Annotated in this window: 14 protein-coding genes and 1 other RNA gene; all 15 read left to right on the top strand. The window is 61.5% G+C overall.

Features of this window, described 5'->3' with window-relative positions; genetic code table 11:
- The first annotated feature begins 140 nt into the window (after positions 1–140).
- The 15 genes from RNA01_RS03675 (at position 141) to murB (ending at position 16,790) form a co-directional block, all read left to right on the top strand.
- Entirely contained in the window at positions 141–665 is a 525-nt protein-coding gene (locus tag RNA01_RS03675) for a lytic transglycosylase domain-containing protein (protein ID WP_147178612.1), read from the top strand.
- Positions 666–933: 268 nt separating this feature from the next.
- Positions 934–2,121 carry an FAD-dependent oxidoreductase gene (locus RNA01_RS03670; RefSeq protein ID WP_147178611.1) on the top strand — a complete coding sequence of 396 codons (1,188 nt, stop codon included), beginning with the start codon at positions 934–936 and terminating at the stop codon, positions 2,119–2,121.
- An 82-nt stretch (positions 2,122–2,203) separates the two neighbouring features.
- Positions 2,204–2,602, top strand: an RNA gene (gene rnpB / locus RNA01_RS03665) — RNase P RNA component class A.
- A gap of 417 nt (positions 2,603–3,019) precedes the next feature.
- Positions 3,020–3,460: a division/cell wall cluster transcriptional repressor MraZ gene (gene mraZ, locus RNA01_RS03660; RefSeq protein ID WP_147178610.1), complete on the top strand. Its 441-nt coding sequence runs from the start codon at positions 3,020–3,022 to the stop codon at positions 3,458–3,460.
- A 14-nt stretch (positions 3,461–3,474) separates the two neighbouring features.
- On the top strand, positions 3,475–4,500 hold the full coding sequence (gene rsmH, locus RNA01_RS03655) for a 16S rRNA (cytosine(1402)-N(4))-methyltransferase RsmH (RefSeq protein WP_147178609.1): 1,026 nt from the start codon (positions 3,475–3,477) through the stop codon (positions 4,498–4,500).
- 3 nt (positions 4,501–4,503) lie between these two features.
- On the top strand, positions 4,504–4,878 hold the full coding sequence (gene ftsL, locus RNA01_RS03650; RefSeq protein WP_147178608.1) for a cell division protein FtsL: 375 nt from the start codon (positions 4,504–4,506) through the stop codon (positions 4,876–4,878).
- Entirely contained in the window at positions 4,878–6,629 is a 1,752-nt protein-coding gene (locus RNA01_RS03645) for a peptidoglycan D,D-transpeptidase FtsI family protein (RefSeq protein WP_147178607.1), read from the top strand. Before ftsL ends, RNA01_RS03645 begins: the two co-directional genes overlap by 1 nt.
- A 61-nt stretch (positions 6,630–6,690) precedes the next feature.
- Positions 6,691–8,151: a UDP-N-acetylmuramoyl-L-alanyl-D-glutamate--2,6-diaminopimelate ligase gene (locus RNA01_RS03640; RefSeq protein ID WP_147178606.1), complete on the top strand. Its 1,461-nt coding sequence runs from the start codon at positions 6,691–6,693 to the stop codon at positions 8,149–8,151.
- On the top strand, positions 8,148–9,581 hold the full coding sequence (locus tag RNA01_RS03635) for a UDP-N-acetylmuramoylalanyl-D-glutamyl-2,6-diaminopimelate--D-alanyl-D-alanine ligase (RefSeq protein WP_147178605.1): 1,434 nt from the start codon (positions 8,148–8,150) through the stop codon (positions 9,579–9,581). The genes RNA01_RS03640 and RNA01_RS03635 overlap by 4 nt, the downstream gene beginning before the upstream one ends.
- Before the next feature lie 24 nt (positions 9,582–9,605).
- Positions 9,606–10,706: a phospho-N-acetylmuramoyl-pentapeptide-transferase gene (mraY, locus tag RNA01_RS03630; RefSeq protein WP_147178604.1), complete on the top strand. Its 1,101-nt coding sequence runs from the start codon at positions 9,606–9,608 to the stop codon at positions 10,704–10,706.
- A 7-nt stretch (positions 10,707–10,713) separates the two neighbouring features.
- The gene (gene murD / locus RNA01_RS03625; protein WP_147178603.1) at positions 10,714–12,123 is read left to right on the top strand and encodes a UDP-N-acetylmuramoyl-L-alanine--D-glutamate ligase; all 1,410 of its coding nucleotides are present in this window, start codon (positions 10,714–10,716) and stop codon (positions 12,121–12,123) included.
- Position 12,124: 1 nt separating this feature from the next.
- Positions 12,125–13,279 (top strand): putative lipid II flippase FtsW, encoded by a 1,155-nt coding sequence (ftsW, locus tag RNA01_RS03620; RefSeq protein ID WP_147178602.1) that lies wholly within the window; start codon positions 12,125–12,127, stop codon positions 13,277–13,279.
- A gap of 6 nt (positions 13,280–13,285) precedes the next feature.
- Positions 13,286–14,407: an undecaprenyldiphospho-muramoylpentapeptide beta-N-acetylglucosaminyltransferase gene (murG, locus tag RNA01_RS03615; protein ID WP_147178601.1), complete on the top strand. Its 1,122-nt coding sequence runs from the start codon at positions 13,286–13,288 to the stop codon at positions 14,405–14,407.
- Positions 14,404–15,816, top strand: a complete 1,413-nt coding sequence (gene murC / locus RNA01_RS03610; RefSeq protein ID WP_147178600.1) for a UDP-N-acetylmuramate--L-alanine ligase — start codon at positions 14,404–14,406, stop codon at positions 15,814–15,816. The genes murG and murC overlap by 4 nt, the downstream gene beginning before the upstream one ends.
- Entirely contained in the window at positions 15,816–16,790 is a 975-nt protein-coding gene (gene murB / locus RNA01_RS03605) for a UDP-N-acetylmuramate dehydrogenase (protein WP_147178599.1), read from the top strand. Before murC ends, murB begins: the two co-directional genes overlap by 1 nt.
- The last annotated feature ends 38 nt before the right edge of the window (positions 16,791–16,828 follow it).

Raw genomic sequence — 16,828 nt, 5'->3', positions numbered from 1 at the left:
CTGTTTTGCGGGCGGTGATCGCAAATATCAACGATGAGCGCAGGTGCGGCGCCTGACCGGTAAGCGGTGGGCGAACGGAGAAGATTTGCGTCCTTCAAGGACGTCCGCCATGCCCTACTGGTTCGGAGACTGACTTTTTTATGATGAAGCGAATTGTTGCTGCTGCGGCATGCCTAGGTATTCTTTTGTCCTCGACGATCGGCGTGTCTGCCGGCGGGGAGGCGACCACTTTCAGGGCCAAGCTGAAGACTGTGGAGCGCGAGGCGGGATATCCCGTGGCTCCCTCCTTCTCGAAAAGCCCCTATACACAGATCATCTCCAAATACGCGAAGTCCTACGGTGTGCCGGTGGCGCTTGCCCATGCAGTCGTGCGGGTCGAGAGCAATTTCAATCCCAAGGCCCATGGCAGTGCCGGCGAGATCGGTCTGATGCAGATCAAGCCGTCAACGGCACGGATGATGGGCTATTCCGGTTCGGCCAAAGGACTCTACGATCCGGAGACCAATATTCGCTACGGCATGAAGTACCTGTCGATGGCGCATGAGCTGGGTAACGGAAAAACCTGCACCACCATCCTCAAGTACAATGCTGGTCATGCGGCCAAGCGTATGAACCCGGTCTCCAAGCGCTATTGCGGCAAGGTGCTGGCGCTGATCGCCTCGTAGTCTCAAGGCGGGCCGGGAGTGTTGTGTTTTCCGGCCGCCCTTTCACAGGCCGGCGGTACGTTGCGGCGCGGACAAGGCAGCTGGGACGCTTCAGGATGTTCAAGTGAATCCGATGACCTCCGTGAGTGCGGGTTTGTCGAAGGTGAACGGCCTGGTGCCGATCTTGCGATGGAATTCACGTCGGGCGCCCTTCAGAGAGTGATTCCGTACTTGTCGACAAGGCCTTGATCTGGAAAACCTATCGTCGGCGCTGCGACAGGGGACAGGTATGGCTGAGAGGTACAGGTACATCATTATCGGCCGAGGCATGATGGGAGCGGCGGCGACCCGCCACCTTGCCGGGAAATCGGACGGTGTGGCACTGATCGGTCCTGACGAACCGAAGGATCTCGCCCGGCATACAGGCGTGTTCGCCAGTCATTACGACGAGGCCAGAATTACCCGCACGATTGATAGTGATCCAGTCTGGGCGCTGCTCGCCAAGCGCTCGATCGCCCGTTACGGCGCGATCGCCAAGGACAGCGGCATAGACTTCTTTGACGAGACCGGTTGCCTGATGGTCGGACCGAAGCGTGGAGGGGGTGATCCCTATGTCGCTGACATCTGCGATGCGGCCGAGCGGGTGGGGGCCGATGTCGCACTGCTCGGTGCAGCCGAGCTGGCCGACCGTTTCCCTTATTTCTCCCTGGGTACCGGCTGCGAGGGCGTCTACGAGGCGGCCGGCGCCGGCTATGTCAATCCGCGTCGTCTGGTCGAGGCGCAATCGGTGCTGGCGCGCAAGGCTGGCGCGAAGGTGATTTCCGAGACTGTCGTCAGTATGCGTGAGATGGCCGATGGCGTGCTGGTGGCGACCTCCGAGGGGCGGGAGGTCATCGCCGATAAGGTTCTGGTGGCGGCGGGTGGATTTTCCATTGCGGAGAATCTCTTGCCGAAACCTGTCGATCTGTCGGTCTTTGCACGCACCGTCGCCTTCTTCGAGATCGCGGACGATGAACTCGTTCGCTATGCCGGGATGCCCTCGCTGATTCACCAACCCGACGAACCGCTTGACCATATCTACCTGCTGCCGCCGGTCCGCTATCCGGACGGCAAGATCTATCTCAAGATCGGTGGCGATCCGGACGACTATCGGCTGGCCAGCGAGCCCGAGATCCGCGCCTGGTTCAGAAGCGGGGGGCGGCAGGGTACGCGAGATCACCTCAAGCGAATCATTGGGGGACTTATTCCCGCCCTTGCCGCCGCTCCGCTCAGCATGGCGGCTTGCGTCACAACGTTTACGCCGACCGGTTATCCTGCCATCGGCTTTGCCAGTGACCGCGTCGCGGTGCTAACGGGCGGCTGCGGCGCTGCGGCCAAGAGTTCCGACGAGATCGGCCGATTGGGCGCCGAACTGCTGCTCGGAGGAGACCTTGAAAGCGATGTCTACGGTGCGGTGTTCGAGCCCGCCTTCCGCTGATCGTTCACCATCCGCGAATGGCCTTTCGTGGCGCACCCGTTTTTTGTGGCAATCGCCGGGTGTCTCGTTTATGCACGCGGTGCCAGTTGGCCGGGCAGCCGCGCTTTACCAATGCCGAAAGGCGGTAGGGTGAGGAAAGTCCGGGCTCCACGGAAACACGGTGCCGGATAACGTCCGGCGGGGGTGACCTCAGGGAAAGTGCCACAGAAAGCAAACCGCCTCGCTTGCGAGGTAAGGGTGAAAGGGTGGGGTAAGAGCCCACCGCGTCGCTGGCGACAGGGACGGCACGGTAAACCCCACCGGGAGCAAGACCGAATAGGGATGACGCGGGTCGCGCGCAAGCGCGGCCACAGCCTGTTTCCGGGCCAGTCATCCGGGTGGGTTGCGTGAGGCAGCGTGCAAACGCTGTCCCAGATGAATGGCTGCCACGTTCCGGGAAACCGGGGCCATACAGAACCCGGCTTACAGGCCAACTGGCGTTTTTTCTTCGAGGCTCGGTGCTGTGCGCCGCCTTGTTCAGCGAAAAGCGCAATCCTTTGAAAAGGCGCCGCAATCGCGGATCGCCGGCGTTCGGATTCGCTTCGGTTCGAGCGTGAGAAGGCGTTGATGCGACAGGCGTTTCTAACCATTCGTTAAGCCTAACCGCTTATCAATATTCGAATCCCTTGCGGGGTTGTGAAGCCTCTGTCCCATTGACGCCCATATATTCCCATGTTATCCCATAATCGTACCGTTGAGGGGTCGATCAAGGCTCCGGAAATCGCAGTCGAAAGCGGATCGGTCGCCGGGGCTCAGGTGTGGCTTTCGGTTCTCGGTGTCGGTTCGGCAGTACGAGTGGCGTTGAGTTCGCGGAGGCGGTCGGGACGCCTTCTGGCAGAAGGGAGTGCGGTCGATTGTCATGAGCCGCTTCCTGTCCAATGCGATAAACAGGATCGATGCGAAGGGGCGGGTTTCCGTACCTGCGGCGTTCCGTGCTGTTCTTGCTCAGCGCGATATTCAGGAGCTCTACTGCATCCAGGATTTCGTCTTTCCGGCCATCAGTATCGGTGGGCCGGAGTTGCTGGAGCGCTACGAGCGGCAGATTTCGGTGGAAGATCCGTTTGCGCGCGAGGGCAACGAGATGTCGCTGCTGGTTCATGGTGGCGGCGTCTTCATGAAGCTCGACGCCGAGGGGCGTCTTATGGTTACGGATTTTGTTCGGGGCTTCACCGGTATCACGACGGAGGTCTGCTTCGTCGGGCGATCGGATCATTTTCAGCTTTGGCAGCCGCAGGCGTTTCACGAGGCGCAGGCGGCGGCAAGGGAAGGGCGCAGGCTACGGGGCCTGCAAACTTCATAATACGGGGAAACGGAATGGTGGCGAATCCAGGCGGAGGTTCTTCTGATGCCGGTGGCGGACCGGTTCGCCACATTCCGGTCCTCCTTGCCGAGGTTCTGGCGGCGCTCGAACCGGGTGCGGGCAAGGTTATTCTCGATGGTACTTTTGGTGCCGGCGGTTACACGACGGCGATCCTGAGGGCGGGTGCTGATGTCGTCGCGCTTGACCGCGATCCGACCGCTATTGCCGCTGGGCAGGCGCTTGTCGCGGCGCATGGTGGCCATCTGACGCTCCATCACACGCAGTTTTCTCATCTGGCGGACTACGCCCCGGAAGGCGGGCTTGATGGTGTCGTGCTCGATATCGGTGTGTCCTCCATGCAAATCGATGAGGCCGAACGCGGCTTTTCCTTTCAGAAGAACGGGCCGCTCGACATGCGCATGTCAGGTACCGGTGTTTCCGCCGCCGATGTGGTCAATCGCGCCAAGGTCGGCGATCTCATCCGCATTTTCGGCTTTCTTGGCGAAGAGAAGCAGGCCGGGCGTATCGCTCGCGCCATTGAGAAGCGGCGGGCCAAGGAGCCTTTCCAGACCACGCGCGATCTCGCCGGGCTGATCGAAATCGTCACTCCGCGTAAGGCCAAGGACAAGATTCATCCGGCGACCCGCGTCTTTCAGGCGCTGCGGGTCTTTGTCAATGACGAACTCGGCGAGCTTGCGCAGGCGCTTTTCGCTGCCGAACAGTCGTTGAAGCCCGGCGGGCGGCTGGTGGTTGTCACCTTCCATTCGCTGGAGGACAGGATTGTCAAGAAATTCTTCTCCGAGCGTTCCGGCAAGGCCGCCGGCTCCAGGCATCTGCCGATGGTACACGAGCGGGCGGCAACCTTCGAGCCGATTGGCAAGCCGATGGTCGTTGCGAGCGAGGCAGAAGCGGAGATCAATCCGCGGGCGCGCTCGGCCAAATTGCGGGCGGGATTGCGAACCATCGCGCCGGCCGAGCGCCCCGACATGTCGATCTTCGATCTGCCGGATCTCGCAAGCCTCGAAAAGATCGGAGTTTGACCGATGATTAGGCCCTTCGATTTTTTGCTGATTGGTTCCATGGCCGCAGCTGCGGCCGTTACCTACCAGATCAAACATCACACCGATAACAGACTCGAGGAGGTCCGGCGCCTCGAAGCCGAGATCAAGCTCGAGAAGGATACGATCGACCTGCTCAAGGCTGACTGGGCGCTGTTGACCCAGCCTAACCGGTTGCAGCGCCTGATCAATGTCTATGGCGAAGAATTGCAGCTCCAGCCCACCGCTCCCGAACAGTTGGTGCGTCCGGTCGAATTGCCGATGCGGAAGGATCAGCTGCCGAAGCCGGAAGTGGCTGAGGGTGGGCAGGGCAAGGATCCCGTCAAGGATCTCATCACAACCGGATCGGTGAGGCGCTGATGACTTTCCTGTCACGAATCATGGTGTTGAAGAGCCGGGCGCATTTCTCGACCGATGTGCAGCGCGGCGGGGCGACGATCAACGGTGCCGCCTTCACGGGGACCGGCAAGCGCAAGGCGGAACTCGCCCGCAAGCGTGTCGGCATGATGATCGCCGGTTTCGTCGTGGCCTATGCCGTCATTGGCGGTCGTCTCGTGCAATACGGTTATGCCCAGCCGGAAGTGACATCGAGCATTCTGCCGGCCGATCGACTGATGGCGTCGCGTCCAGACATCCTGGATCGTAACGGCGAGGTTCTTGCGACCGACATCCGCACCGTCTCGCTGTTTGCCGAACCGCACAAGATCGTCGATCCGGACGAGGCGGTCGAGAAACTGGCGACCGTGCTCACCGATCTCGACATCAAGGGTACATACAAGAAGCTCTCCAACCCCAATTCGCATTTCCAGTGGCTGCGCCGCCAGCTTACCCCCAAGCAGCAGAGTCAGGTGCTGGCGCTTGGCATTCCGGGGATCGGCTTCAGGCCGGAGAAGCGTCGCTTCTATCCCGGCGGCACGACCGCTTCGCACATCGTCGGCTATGTGAACATCGACAATCGCGGCATGACCGGGATGGAGAAATATATCGATAACCAGGGCCTTGCGGACCTGCGCGCCCTCGGCATGACGAGCGACACGCCGCTCGAACCAGTCAGGCTGTCGATCGATCTGCGTGTTCAGAACATCGTCCGTGACGTTCTGGTGCAGGCGCTTGACAAGTTCAAGGCGCTCGGTGCCGGGGCTGTGGTGCTCGATGTCCACACCGGTGAAGTGCTGGCCTTGGGGTCGTTGCCGGACTTCGACCCCAACAATCCGGCTGCGAGCGCGCAGGAAGGCTGGCTCAACCGCATGACGAACGGCACGTTCGAAATGGGGTCAACCTTCAAGACCTTTACTCTTGCGATGGGCCTGGACGAGGGCAAGGTGTCGATCAACGACAGCATCGACGCCCGCTATCCAATCCGCATCGGTGGCTTCACCATCAAGGATTTCCACGGCAAGAACCGGTTTCTGACGATTCCTGAGATCTTCCAGTATTCTTCGAACATCGGCACCGCCAAGGTCGCGGATCTCGTCGGAACCGAAAACCACAAGGAATTTCTCACTCGGCTCGGCCTCCTCACCAAGGTGCAGACTGAACTGCCGGAAGTGGCAATGCCGTCGCAGCCACGCGAATGGAAGAAGATCAACTCGATCACCATTTCCTTCGGACACGGCGTGTCGACCACGCCGTTCCAAACCGCGGTTGCGGGGAGTGCCATGGTCAACGGCGGCAAGCTCATCGAGCCGACCTTTCTGCCGCGCACCCGCGAACAAGCCGATCTGGTCGCCAAGCAGGTCATCCAGCCCGCCACGAGCAAGAACATGCGCTATCTGTTTGAGGTTAACGGCGTCAAAGGCTCCGGCCGTAATGCGCGCGTCGAAGGCTTCAACGTCGGCGGCAAGACCGGCACCGCCGACAAGGTGGTCAACGGTCGCTACGTCCGCGATAAGAACTTCAACGCCTTCCTCGCCGCTTTCCCGATTGATGATCCGAAATATGTGGTGCTCACCTTCATCGATGAGCCCAAGACCGAAAAAGGTAACGGCGCCGCACTGGCCGGCACCTCGGCCGCGCCCATGGCGGGTGACATTATCCGCAGAAGCGCCGCAATTCTCGGTGTAGAACCAAAATACGGGGAAGACGGTTCAGCCTTGCTCGTTTCTTATTGAACGAATTTCAATTCAGGCGGCGATTCGTGAGAACCGCCACCCAGCAGTGGATGAATGACCGATGTTGTTGCGGGAACTGGCCGGCGCGGAGTTTCAGGATCAGATAGACAAGCTCGGAGCCGAGGTCGGCGCCATCGACATTTCTGGCCTTTCTGCCGATAGCCGCAAGATCGAAAAGGGCATGTTGTTCGTCGCGCTGGCCGGCACCAAGGCCGATGGAGCCGCCTATGTCGCCGATGCTGTCGCACGTGGTGCTGCCGCCGTCGTTGCCAGTCATGCGGTTGAAGTTTCTGCACCAGTGATCGTGGTCGGCAATCCGCGTCGCTTTCTTGCCCTTGCTGCGGCGAATTTCTTCGGCCGCCAGCCGGAGACAATGGTCGCTGTGACCGGAACGGCCGGCAAGACGTCCGTCGCCTCGTTCACGCGGCAGATCTGGGCGGGGGCGGGCTATGCCGCAGCCCAGATCGGCACGACCGGCGTCATTTCGCCGACGCGCAACGATTACGGTTCACTCACCACACCCGATCCAGTCGGTCTGCACCGCCTGCTTGCTGAGCTTGCCGACGAAGGCGTGACCCATGCGGCCATGGAAGCCTCCAGCCACGGCCTCGACCAAAGCCGGCTTGACGGCGTGAAGCTCGCTGCCGCCGCATTCACCAATCTCGGCCGTGACCACATGGACTACCATCCGACGGTCGAAGCCTACATGGCCGCCAAGATGCGGCTGTTCGACACACTGCTGCCCAAGGGGGCGCCGGCGGTGATCTTCGCTGACGATCCCTGGTCGGCCGAGGCGGTCCGCGTCGCAACCGAGGCCGGACACAAGGTGCTGACTGTCGGCCGTAACGGCGCCTTCCTCACATTGAAACGGGTCGAGCATTTCCGTCACAAGCAGGTCGCCGAAGTGCACTTTGGCGACGAGATCTTTGAGGTGCATATTCCGCTCGCCGGCGATTTCCAGGTCGCTAACGCGCTGGTCGCCGCAGGCCTCACCATCGCCACCGGTGTGCCGGCTGCAGCGGCGATGAAGGCGTTGGAGACGCTTCAGGGGGCGTCCGGCCGTCTCGAACTGGTGGGTCAATCGAAGGCCGGGGCGCTTGCCTATGTCGACTATGCCCATAAACCGGATGCGTTGGAAAACGTCCTGACCTCGGTCCGGCCCTTCACCACCGGCCGCGTTATCGTTGTCTTCGGTTGCGGTGGTGATCGTGACAAGGGCAAACGTCCGATCATGGGCGAGATCGCCTGCCGGCTCGCTGACATCGTCATCGTCACCGACGACAACCCGCGCTCGGAGGTTCCGGCGGTTATCCGTTCGGAGATCATGGCAGCGGCACCCAAAGGCATCGAGATCGGCGACCGGGCGCAGGCAATCCGCGCCGCTGTGGCCATGCTGTCATCGGGAGACACGCTGATCGTGGCCGGCAAGGGGCATGAGGAGGGCCAGACGGTTGGGAGCGTTACGCTTCCGTTCTCGGATCATACCGAATTGCGCAAGGCTTTGGAGGAGTTCGAACATTGACCTTTCTTTGGACGGCGTCGGAGATGATCGAGGCCATGGCGGGGCGGCCTTTCGGCACACTGCCCGCCGGGATCACCGGCATATCGATCGACAGCCGGACGATCGCACCGGGCGAGGCTTTCTTTGCCATCAAGGGTGATCGGGTGGATGGTCATGACTTTGCCAGTCTCGCGATCGCCAACGGCGCCTCGCTGTTGATCGTGTCGGAATCAAAACTTCCGGCGCTTGGTAGGCTGACCGTGCCGATGATCGTCGTCGATGATGTGCTCGGCGCGTTGCAGAAGCTGGCGCTCGCGGCCCGTGACCGCTGTTCCGCGACGATCATTGCGGTCACCGGTTCGGTGGGCAAGACGACGACTAAGGAAATGCTGCGGCTGGCGCTTGCGCCGTCCGGCAAGGTGCATGCTGCCGTCGCCTCGTTCAACAATCACTGGGGCGTGCCGTTGACGCTCGCCCGGATGCCGGTCGACACGCGCTATGGCGTGTTCGAGATCGGCATGAACCATCCCGGCGAAATTGCGCCGCTGTCACGGATGGTCCGCCCGGACGTGGCGATCATCACGACGATCGCGGGGGCTCATCTCGGTAATTTCAATAATATCGAGGAGATCGCCGCAGCCAAGGCGGAGATCTTCGAGGGCGTCGCACCCGGTGGGGACGTCATCCTCAATCGCGACAACAGCCAGTTTGATTTCCTCGAGCGGGCCGCACTGGCTGTCGGGATCGAACATATCCACAGTTTTGGTCAGCACGCCAAGGCGGAGTTCCGGCTTGATGAATTCGACGGAGCGGCCGAACGGTCGACGGTCTGGTTCTCCCACGGCGATGACACCCGTGAAGTGGTCATCGGTGCGCCGGGCCGGCACATCGCGGAAAACGCGATGGCGGTACTTGGCACTGTGTCGCTGGTTGGCGCGGATCTTGACGCGGCAATCGAGGCCCTTGCCGGCCTATCCGCCGTCAAGGGCCGCGGCGCGCGTCACCGCCTTGCGATCGGCGGCGGAAGCTTCACGCTGATCGACGAGAGCTACAATGCCAATCCGGCTTCAATGCGGGCGGCGATTGCAGTGCTCGCCGCCGCCCAGCCGGACGGCGAGGGCCGTCGGATCGCCGTGCTCGGCGATATGCTGGAAATGGGGACGTTCGCGGCCGAGGTCCACGCTGATCTGGCAAGTCCGCTGCTGGCAGCCGGTATCGAGCATGTCTGGCTCGCCGGTTCGGAAATGTCGGCGCTGCGCGATGCTTTGCCCGATAGCGTGCACGTCGAGTATCGCGCGACGACCGATGAGCTTGTTGAGTTCGTTACCGGTGCGGTCAAGGCTGGAGATGTGGTCATGGTCAAGTCTTCACTGGGCCTGGGCTTCGGCAAGATCGTTTCGGCTCTTCTTGACAAGTATCCGGCATTCCCCGACACGGGGCGCCAAATTTAATCCGGGCTTTTGGAAAGGGCTCCAATGCTGATCTGGCTTGTGGAACTTGCGGACAAATTTCAGTTCTTCAATTTGTTCCGTTACATCACGTTCCGCACGGGAGCTGCGCTCCTTACCTCCGCTCTGGTCGTTTTCCTCTTCGGCCCGGCGATGATCGCTTCGCTCCGCGTCCGTCAGGGCAAGGGACAACCGATCCGTGCCGATGGGCCTCAGACCCATTTCAAGAAAGCGGGAACGCCGACGATGGGCGGGTTGATGATCCTCGCCGGTATCGTCGTGTCGTCGCTCTTATGGGCCGATCTCTCCAGCATCTATGTTGTCTCGACCTTGCTCGTTACCCTCGGTTTCGGTGCGATTGGCTTCTATGACGACTACCTCAAGGTCACCAAACAGACGGATAAGGGTTTCTCGGGCAAGGCGCGCCTCGGCCTCGAGTTCGTCATCGCCGGTATTGCCGTCTATTTCATGATGACGACGGCGCTCAACTCGGGACCACAGGGTTCGACGTTCGGCTCGTCGATTGCCTTTCCCTTCTTGAAGGACTTCTCGATCGACCTCGGATTGTTCTTCATCGTCTTCGGCGGTTTCGTCATCGTTGCTGCCGGCAATGCGGTCAATCTGACGGACGGTCTCGACGGGCTTGCCATCGTGCCGGTGATGATCGCGGCCGCTTCTTTCGGCATCATCGCCTACCTCACCGGTAACGCGGTCTTCTCCAACTACCTGCAGATCAATTTCGTTCCCGGCACAGGCGAACTGGCAGTGGTGCTAGGGGCGGTGATCGGGGCCGGCCTTGGATTCCTGTGGTTCAACGCCCCGCCGGCCGCCATCTTCATGGGCGACACCGGGTCGCTGGCGCTCGGTGGGCTTATCGGTTCCGTTGCCGTCGCCACCAAGCATGAGATCGTCATGGCGATCATCGGCGGCCTGTTTGTCGCCGAGACGCTGTCGGTCATCATCCAGGTCGGCTATTTCAAGCTGACCGGCAAGCGCGTTTTCCTGATGGCGCCGATCCATCACCATTTCGAAAAGCTCGGCTGGACCGAAAGCCAGGTGGTGATCCGTTTCTGGATCATCGCGGTTGGCCTCGCCATGCTCGGCCTTTCGACACTCAAGTTGAGGTGAGGGGGAGATGATTCCGGCAACCACCTTCAAAGGCAAACAGGTCGCGTTATTCGGTCTCGGCGGCTCGGGCCTCGCCACCGCGAAATCGCTGGTGGCCGGCGGTGCCGACGTGGTCTGCTGGGACGATAATCCCGACAGCGTCGCCAAGGCCAGGGCTGAGGGCATTTCGACCCAAGACCTGCGTGGCATCGACTGGAAGTCTGTCTCGACGCTGGTGCTTTCGCCGGGCGTGCCGCTCACTCACCCGAAACCGCACTGGTCTGTCGATCTGGCGAAGGCCGAAGGCATAGAGGTTATCGGTGATGTCGAGATCTTCGCGCGCGAACGTCGGGCGCATGCGCCTGATTGCCCGTTCATTGCCATTACCGGCACCAACGGCAAGTCGACCACGACGGCATTGATCGCCCACATTCTTCAGTCGTCCGGCCGTGACACGCAGCTTGGCGGCAATATAGGCCGGGCCGTGCTGACGCTGGATCCGCCGAAGGCCGGCCGTTTCTTCGTCGTCGAGTGCTCGTCCTACCAGATCGACCTGTCGCCGACGCTTGATCCGACCGCTGGCATCCTGCTCAACGTGACGCCCGACCATCTCGATCGCCACGGCACCATCCAGCACTATGCCGACGTCAAGGAGCGGCTGGTCGCCGGCAGCGGCACGGCCGTCATCGGCGTGGACGACAGCTACTCGGAACTGATTGCCGACCGCGTGGAGCGGGCCGGCGGTACGGTTACGCGCATCTCCAAGCGCCAGCCGCTCGCTGACGGTTTTTATAACGACGGACATCGGATCATCGAGGCCCATGGCGGAGGGGCATCGGTCATTGCCGATCTCAACGGTATCCAGACCTTGCGCGGCGCGCACAATGCGCAGAACGCGGCGGCGGCGATTGCCGCGTGCCTCACCGTTGGCGTTTCGCCGGATGAGGTGAGGGCCGGGTTGAAATCCTTCGCCGGCCTCAAGCACCGGATGCAGCCGGTCGGCAGGCGTGGCAACGTCGTGTTCGTCAACGATTCGAAGGCGACCAATGCCGAGGCGGCGGCGCCTGCGCTGTCGAGCTACGAGCGGATTTACTGGATTGCCGGCGGCCTTCCGAAGGAAGGCGGGATCGCAAGCCTTGCGCCTCTTTTCCCGCGGATCGTCAAGGCCTATCTGATCGGTGAGGCGGCGTCCGCCTTCGCCGCGACGCTGGGCACTGCCGTGCCTTACGAGATCTCGGGTACGCTCGCCCAGGCCGTGGCTCACGCAGCAGCCGATACGGCAGCGGAAGAAAATCCGGTTGCCGTGATGCTATCCCCGGCTTGCGCAAGCTTCGACCAGTACAAGAACTTTGAAGTCAGAGGTGATGCCTTCGTTGGTCACGTCGCGGCCCTCGACGGTGTAACGATGCTGGTCGACGTGCCAACAGGAGGCAACTGACATGGTAAGCCGTGTGGAGAGAGGCCCGGTCGCCGACTGGTTCTGGACGATCGACCGCGTATTCATGATCACCTTCATCCTTCTGATGGGGATCGGCTTCATGCTCTCCTTCGCGGCCTCGCCCGCCGTTGCTGAGCGCCTCAATCTCGACAGTTTCCATTTCGTCAAGCGCCACGCGGCTTTCATGCTGCCGGCGCTTGGCGTGATGATCGGGCTTTCCTTTCTGACACCGCGTCAGGTGCGCCGTACGGCCATGGTCATCCTGGCGGTTTCGCTGCTAATGATGGTGGCCGCACTGTTTTTTGGTGTGGAGGTCAAGGGCGCCCGGCGCTGGATCACCATCGCCGGACTTTCGATCCAGCCGTCGGAATTCATGAAGCCGGCCTTCGTCGTGATCTGCGCCTGGTTGTTCGCCGAACATGCGCGCCAGCCGGAAATTCCCGGTAATCTCTTCGCCATCATCCTGTTTGGGATCGTCGCGGCTCTGCTCGTCTCGCAGCCTGACTTGGGGCAGACCATTCTGACCTCCGCCGTCTGGGGTGGGATGTTCTTCATGGCGGGCATGCCTTGGCTGTGGATCACCCTGCTCGGTGGCATCGGTGTCGCAGGCGTGTTCGGTGCATATCTGACCTTGCCGCACGTCGCCGGCCGTATCGACCGCTTCCTGACCGGGGAGGGGGACACCTTCCAGGTCGATACCGCCCGTCAGGCGATCATCCGCGGCGACTGGTTCGGCCAGGGGCCGGGCGAGGGGATCGTCAAACGGATCATTCCCGATAGTCATACTGACTTCATCTTCTCCGTCGCTGCGGAGGAATTCGGCATCTTCTTCTGCATGGTTCTGGTGTCGATCTTCGCTTTCCTGGTCATCCGCGGCCTGAGCCACGCCTACAAGGAGCGCAACGACTTCAACCGTTTTGCTGTGGCTGGTCTGGTGCTGCTGATCGGCATCCAGTCGATGATCAATATCGGCGTCAATCTTGAGTTGCTGCCGGCCAAAGGCATGACGCTGCCGCTGATCTCCTACGGCGGCTCATCAATGATCGCGATCTGTGTGACCGCTGGTTTCATCCTGGCCCTGACGCGTCGGCGGCCTGAAAAACGAGCCCAGGAACGCAGTTTGTTTCGTGCCGCCCACAGCGTTCCGGCGGAGTAAGAGATCATGGCCAAAGGCGTTATCCTGCTGGCTGCCGGTGGTACCGGCGGCCATCTCTTTCCGGCCGAGGCGCTGGGTCACCTGCTCGCCGAGCGCGGCTATGCCGTGCATCTGGTGACAGACAGCCGCGCCGAGCGTTATGCCGGCATGTTCCCGGCCGATGCGATCCACACGGTCGCTTCCGCGACCATCGGCTCGAAGAGCCCGATCGCTGTCTCCAAGGCGCTGCTTGCGCTGTGGAAAGGCTATCGTCAGGCAAAGCAGTTGATCCGCCAGTTGAAGCCGATGGCGGTGGTCGGTTTCGGCGGCTATCCCACGCTGCCGCCATTGTGGGCCGCCGCCGGGCTTGGTGTGCCGACGCTGGTGCACGAACAGAATGCGGTGATGGGCCGTGCCAACAAGGCGCTGGCCTCGCGGGTCAAGGCGATCGTCGGCGGCTTCCTGCCCGAAGGCGGGACCTTTGCCGACAAGACGGTGGTGACCGGCAATCCCGTACGCCCCGCCGTGATTGCGGCCTCATCCGTGCCCTATGCGCCTTCGCAGCCGGGTCATCCGTTCCGACTTGTCGTGTTCGGCGGCAGCCAGGGTGCGCAGTTCTTCTCCTCCGCGCTGCCTGATGCCATCGCGCTGATGGACAAGGCACTGAGGCGCCGCCTGTCGGTTACACAGCAGGCGCGGCCGGAGGACGAGCGGAAGGTCAAGGACCTTTACGAGAAGCTAGGGGTTCCGGCCGAAGTCTCCCCCTTCTTCAACGATATGGCGGCGCGCATCGCGGCCGCTCATCTGGTGATTTGCCGCTCCGGCGCCTCGACTGTGTCCGAACTGTCCGTGATCGGTCGGCCTTCGATCCTCGTGCCTTATCCCTACGCCCTCGACCACGATCAGGCGGCCAATGCGGCGGCCCTTGCGGCGGCGGGTGGCGCGAGCGTCATTGCCCAGTCGGAGCTTTCGCCCGAACGATTGGCGCAGCTGTTGAGCAGCGCCATGCAGGAGCCGGATAGGCTTGCCACGATTGCATCGGCGGCCAAAACAGCCGGAAGGCCGGATGCAACACGCTTGCTCGCCGATCTCGTTGAGGCTATTGCCGCAGGCAAGGATATTGCTCACGCGAAGGGAACCAATTCATGAAAATGCCGACGTCCATCGGGCTCGTCCATTTCATCGGTATCGGTGGGATCGGGATGAGTGGCATTGCCGAAGTGCTGCACAATCTCGGCCATCGGGTCCAGGGTTCGGACCAGGCCGATGGCGCCAATGTTCAGCGCTTGCGTGCCAAGGGCATTGAGGTTTTCGTTGGCCACAAGGCCGAGAACCTTGGCGAAGCCGAGGTCGTCGTGGTTTCCACCGCGATCAAGAAGGGCAATCCGGAGCTGGTCGCTGCCCGCGAGAAGCTGTTGCCGATCGTGCGCCGGGCCGAAATGCTCGCCGAGCTGATGCGCTTCCGCAACGCGATCGCCATTGGCGGCACGCACGGCAAGACGACGACCACCTCGATGGTCGCGGCGCTACTGGACGCCGGCGGTCTCGACCCGACCGTCATCAATGGCGGCATCATCAACGCCTACGGCACCAATGCGCGCATGGGTGAGGGCGAGTGGATGGTGGTCGAGGCTGATGAGTCGGACGGCACCTTCCTCAAACTTCCGGCCGAAGTGGCGATTGTCACCAATATCGACCCCGAACATCTCGACCATTACGGTAATTTCGACGCGGTCCGCGCCGCTTTCCGCCAATTCGTCGAGAACGTGCCGTTCTACGGATTCGGCGTGATGTGCCTCGACCATCCCGAAGTGCAGGCGCTGGTCGGTCGGATCGAGGACCGTAAGGTCATCACCTATGGCGAGAACCCCCAGGCGGACGTACGCTATTCGAATGTCCGCCTCGAGGGCACGCATTCGATCTTCGACGTGGAGATCCGCCGCCGCCGCACCGGTCGGGTGTTCAATTTCAAGGACCTGAGGCTGCCCATGCCTGGTCGTCACAATATCGCCAACGCCTGCGCCGCGATCGCAGTCGCCAACCGCCTCGATATTGCCGAGGAGGCGATCCGCAAGGGACTTTCGTCCTTTGGTGGCGTCAAGCGTCGTTTCACCCTTACTGGTGAGTGGAATGGCGTGCAGATATTTGACGATTACGGTCATCATCCGGTTGAGATCAAGGCGGTGTTGAAGGCGGCGCGCGAGGCATGCAAGGGGCGGATTATCGCTGTCCACCAGCCGCACCGCTATTCTCGACTTTCGAGCCTGTTTGAGGATTTCGCCAACTGCTTCAATGATGCCGACACGCTGATGCTCGCGCCGGTCTATGCGGCGGGCGAGGATCCGATCGAGGGCGCCAACGCCGAGGCCCTGGTCGAGCGGATTCGCTCCGGCGGACACCGCGATGCGCGTTATCTGGCATCGCCCGATCAGCTTGCACCGATCGTTGCGGGCATTGCCCAACCGGGCGATTTTGTGATTCTGTTGGGTGCGGGTAACATTACCCAATGGGCGGCAGCCTTGCCGCGGGAATTGGAAGCATTGTCGGGAAAGTCGTAATGAAGCAAGTGGATGGGGAAAAGCTACTGGCCTCGCTGGGGCCGGGTGTAGATCAGTTGCGCGGACGTCTGACGCCCAATGCGCCGATGGACCGGGTGACATGGTTCCAGGCGGGCGGTCTTGCAGAGCTGATGTTCCAGCCGCATGACACGGACGATCTCGTCACTTTTCTGAAGCTTCTGCCCGAGGAGGTGCCGTTGACCGTGGTCGGCGTCGGCTCCAATCTACTCGTCCGCGATGGTGGTATTCCGGGCGTTGTCGTGCGCCTTTCTGCCAAGGGGTTTGGTCAGGTCGAGCTTGCCGGCGAAAACCGGATCCGCGCCGGCGCGATTTGCCCGGACAAGCATATCGCCGCCATGGCGATGGATCATAATATCGGTGGCTTCCACTTCTACTACGGCATTCCCGGTTCGATCGGTGGCGCGGTGCGCATGAATGCCGGCGCCAATGGCGGCGAAACCGCCGAACGGCTGGTGGAGGTCGAGGCCGTCGACCGCAAGGGCAATATCCATGTATTGACCAAGGCGGATATGGGTTACAGCTACCGCCATTCGTCCGCGCCGGAAGGACTGATTTTCACCAGTGCTCTGTTTGAGGGCTATGCTGGCGACAAGGCTCAGATTCGCACTGATATGGACGCCGTGCGGCACCATCGCGAGACTGTACAGCCGGTCAAGGAAAAGACTGGCGGCTCGACATTCAAGAACCCGGCGGGCCATTCGGCCTGGGAACTGATTGACCAGGCCGGCTGCCGTGGTCTGATGATCGGGGGCGCGCAGATGTCGTCCTTGCACTGCAATTTCATGATCAATATTGGCCATGCCACAGCCTATGATCTCGAATATCTTGGCGAAACCGTACGCCAGCGCGTATTTGAACATTCCGGGATCAAGCTCGATTGGGAAATCAAGCGTCTCGGTATCTTCATGCCCGGTCGCGAGGTCAAGCCGTTCCTCGGAGTGACGACCGAATAGGGTTGAGAGGAAGCGGGCAAGACCCGCTTCTTTTCGTT

The organism is Paenirhizobium naphthalenivorans (assembly GCF_007992095.1).
Classification (GTDB): Bacteria; Pseudomonadota; Alphaproteobacteria; order Rhizobiales; family Rhizobiaceae; genus Allorhizobium; species Allorhizobium naphthalenivorans.
The sequence above is the reverse complement of the archived record's forward strand: the minus strand, read 5'-3'. Positions and strand labels throughout refer to the sequence as shown.

Coding starts and splice junctions, on each gene's coding strand:
- RNA01_RS03675 (WP_147178612.1), top strand. CDS start 141: ATGATGAAGCGAATTGTTGCTGCTGCGGCATGCCTAGGTATTCTTTTG.
- RNA01_RS03670 (WP_147178611.1), top strand. CDS start 934: ATGGCTGAGAGGTACAGGTACATCATTATCGGCCGAGGCATGATGGGA.
- mraZ (WP_147178610.1), top strand. CDS start 3,020: ATGAGCCGCTTCCTGTCCAATGCGATAAACAGGATCGATGCGAAGGGG.
- rsmH (WP_147178609.1), top strand. CDS start 3,475: ATGGTGGCGAATCCAGGCGGAGGTTCTTCTGATGCCGGTGGCGGACCG.
- ftsL (WP_147178608.1), top strand. CDS start 4,504: ATGATTAGGCCCTTCGATTTTTTGCTGATTGGTTCCATGGCCGCAGCT.
- RNA01_RS03645 (WP_147178607.1), top strand. CDS start 4,878: ATGACTTTCCTGTCACGAATCATGGTGTTGAAGAGCCGGGCGCATTTC.
- RNA01_RS03640 (WP_147178606.1), top strand. CDS start 6,691: ATGTTGTTGCGGGAACTGGCCGGCGCGGAGTTTCAGGATCAGATAGAC.
- mraY (WP_147178604.1), top strand. CDS start 9,606: ATGCTGATCTGGCTTGTGGAACTTGCGGACAAATTTCAGTTCTTCAAT.
- murD (WP_147178603.1), top strand. CDS start 10,714: ATGATTCCGGCAACCACCTTCAAAGGCAAACAGGTCGCGTTATTCGGT.
- ftsW (WP_147178602.1), top strand. CDS start 12,125: ATGGTAAGCCGTGTGGAGAGAGGCCCGGTCGCCGACTGGTTCTGGACG.
- murG (WP_147178601.1), top strand. CDS start 13,286: ATGGCCAAAGGCGTTATCCTGCTGGCTGCCGGTGGTACCGGCGGCCAT.
- murC (WP_147178600.1), top strand. CDS start 14,404: ATGAAAATGCCGACGTCCATCGGGCTCGTCCATTTCATCGGTATCGGT.
- murB (WP_147178599.1), top strand. CDS start 15,816: ATGAAGCAAGTGGATGGGGAAAAGCTACTGGCCTCGCTGGGGCCGGGT.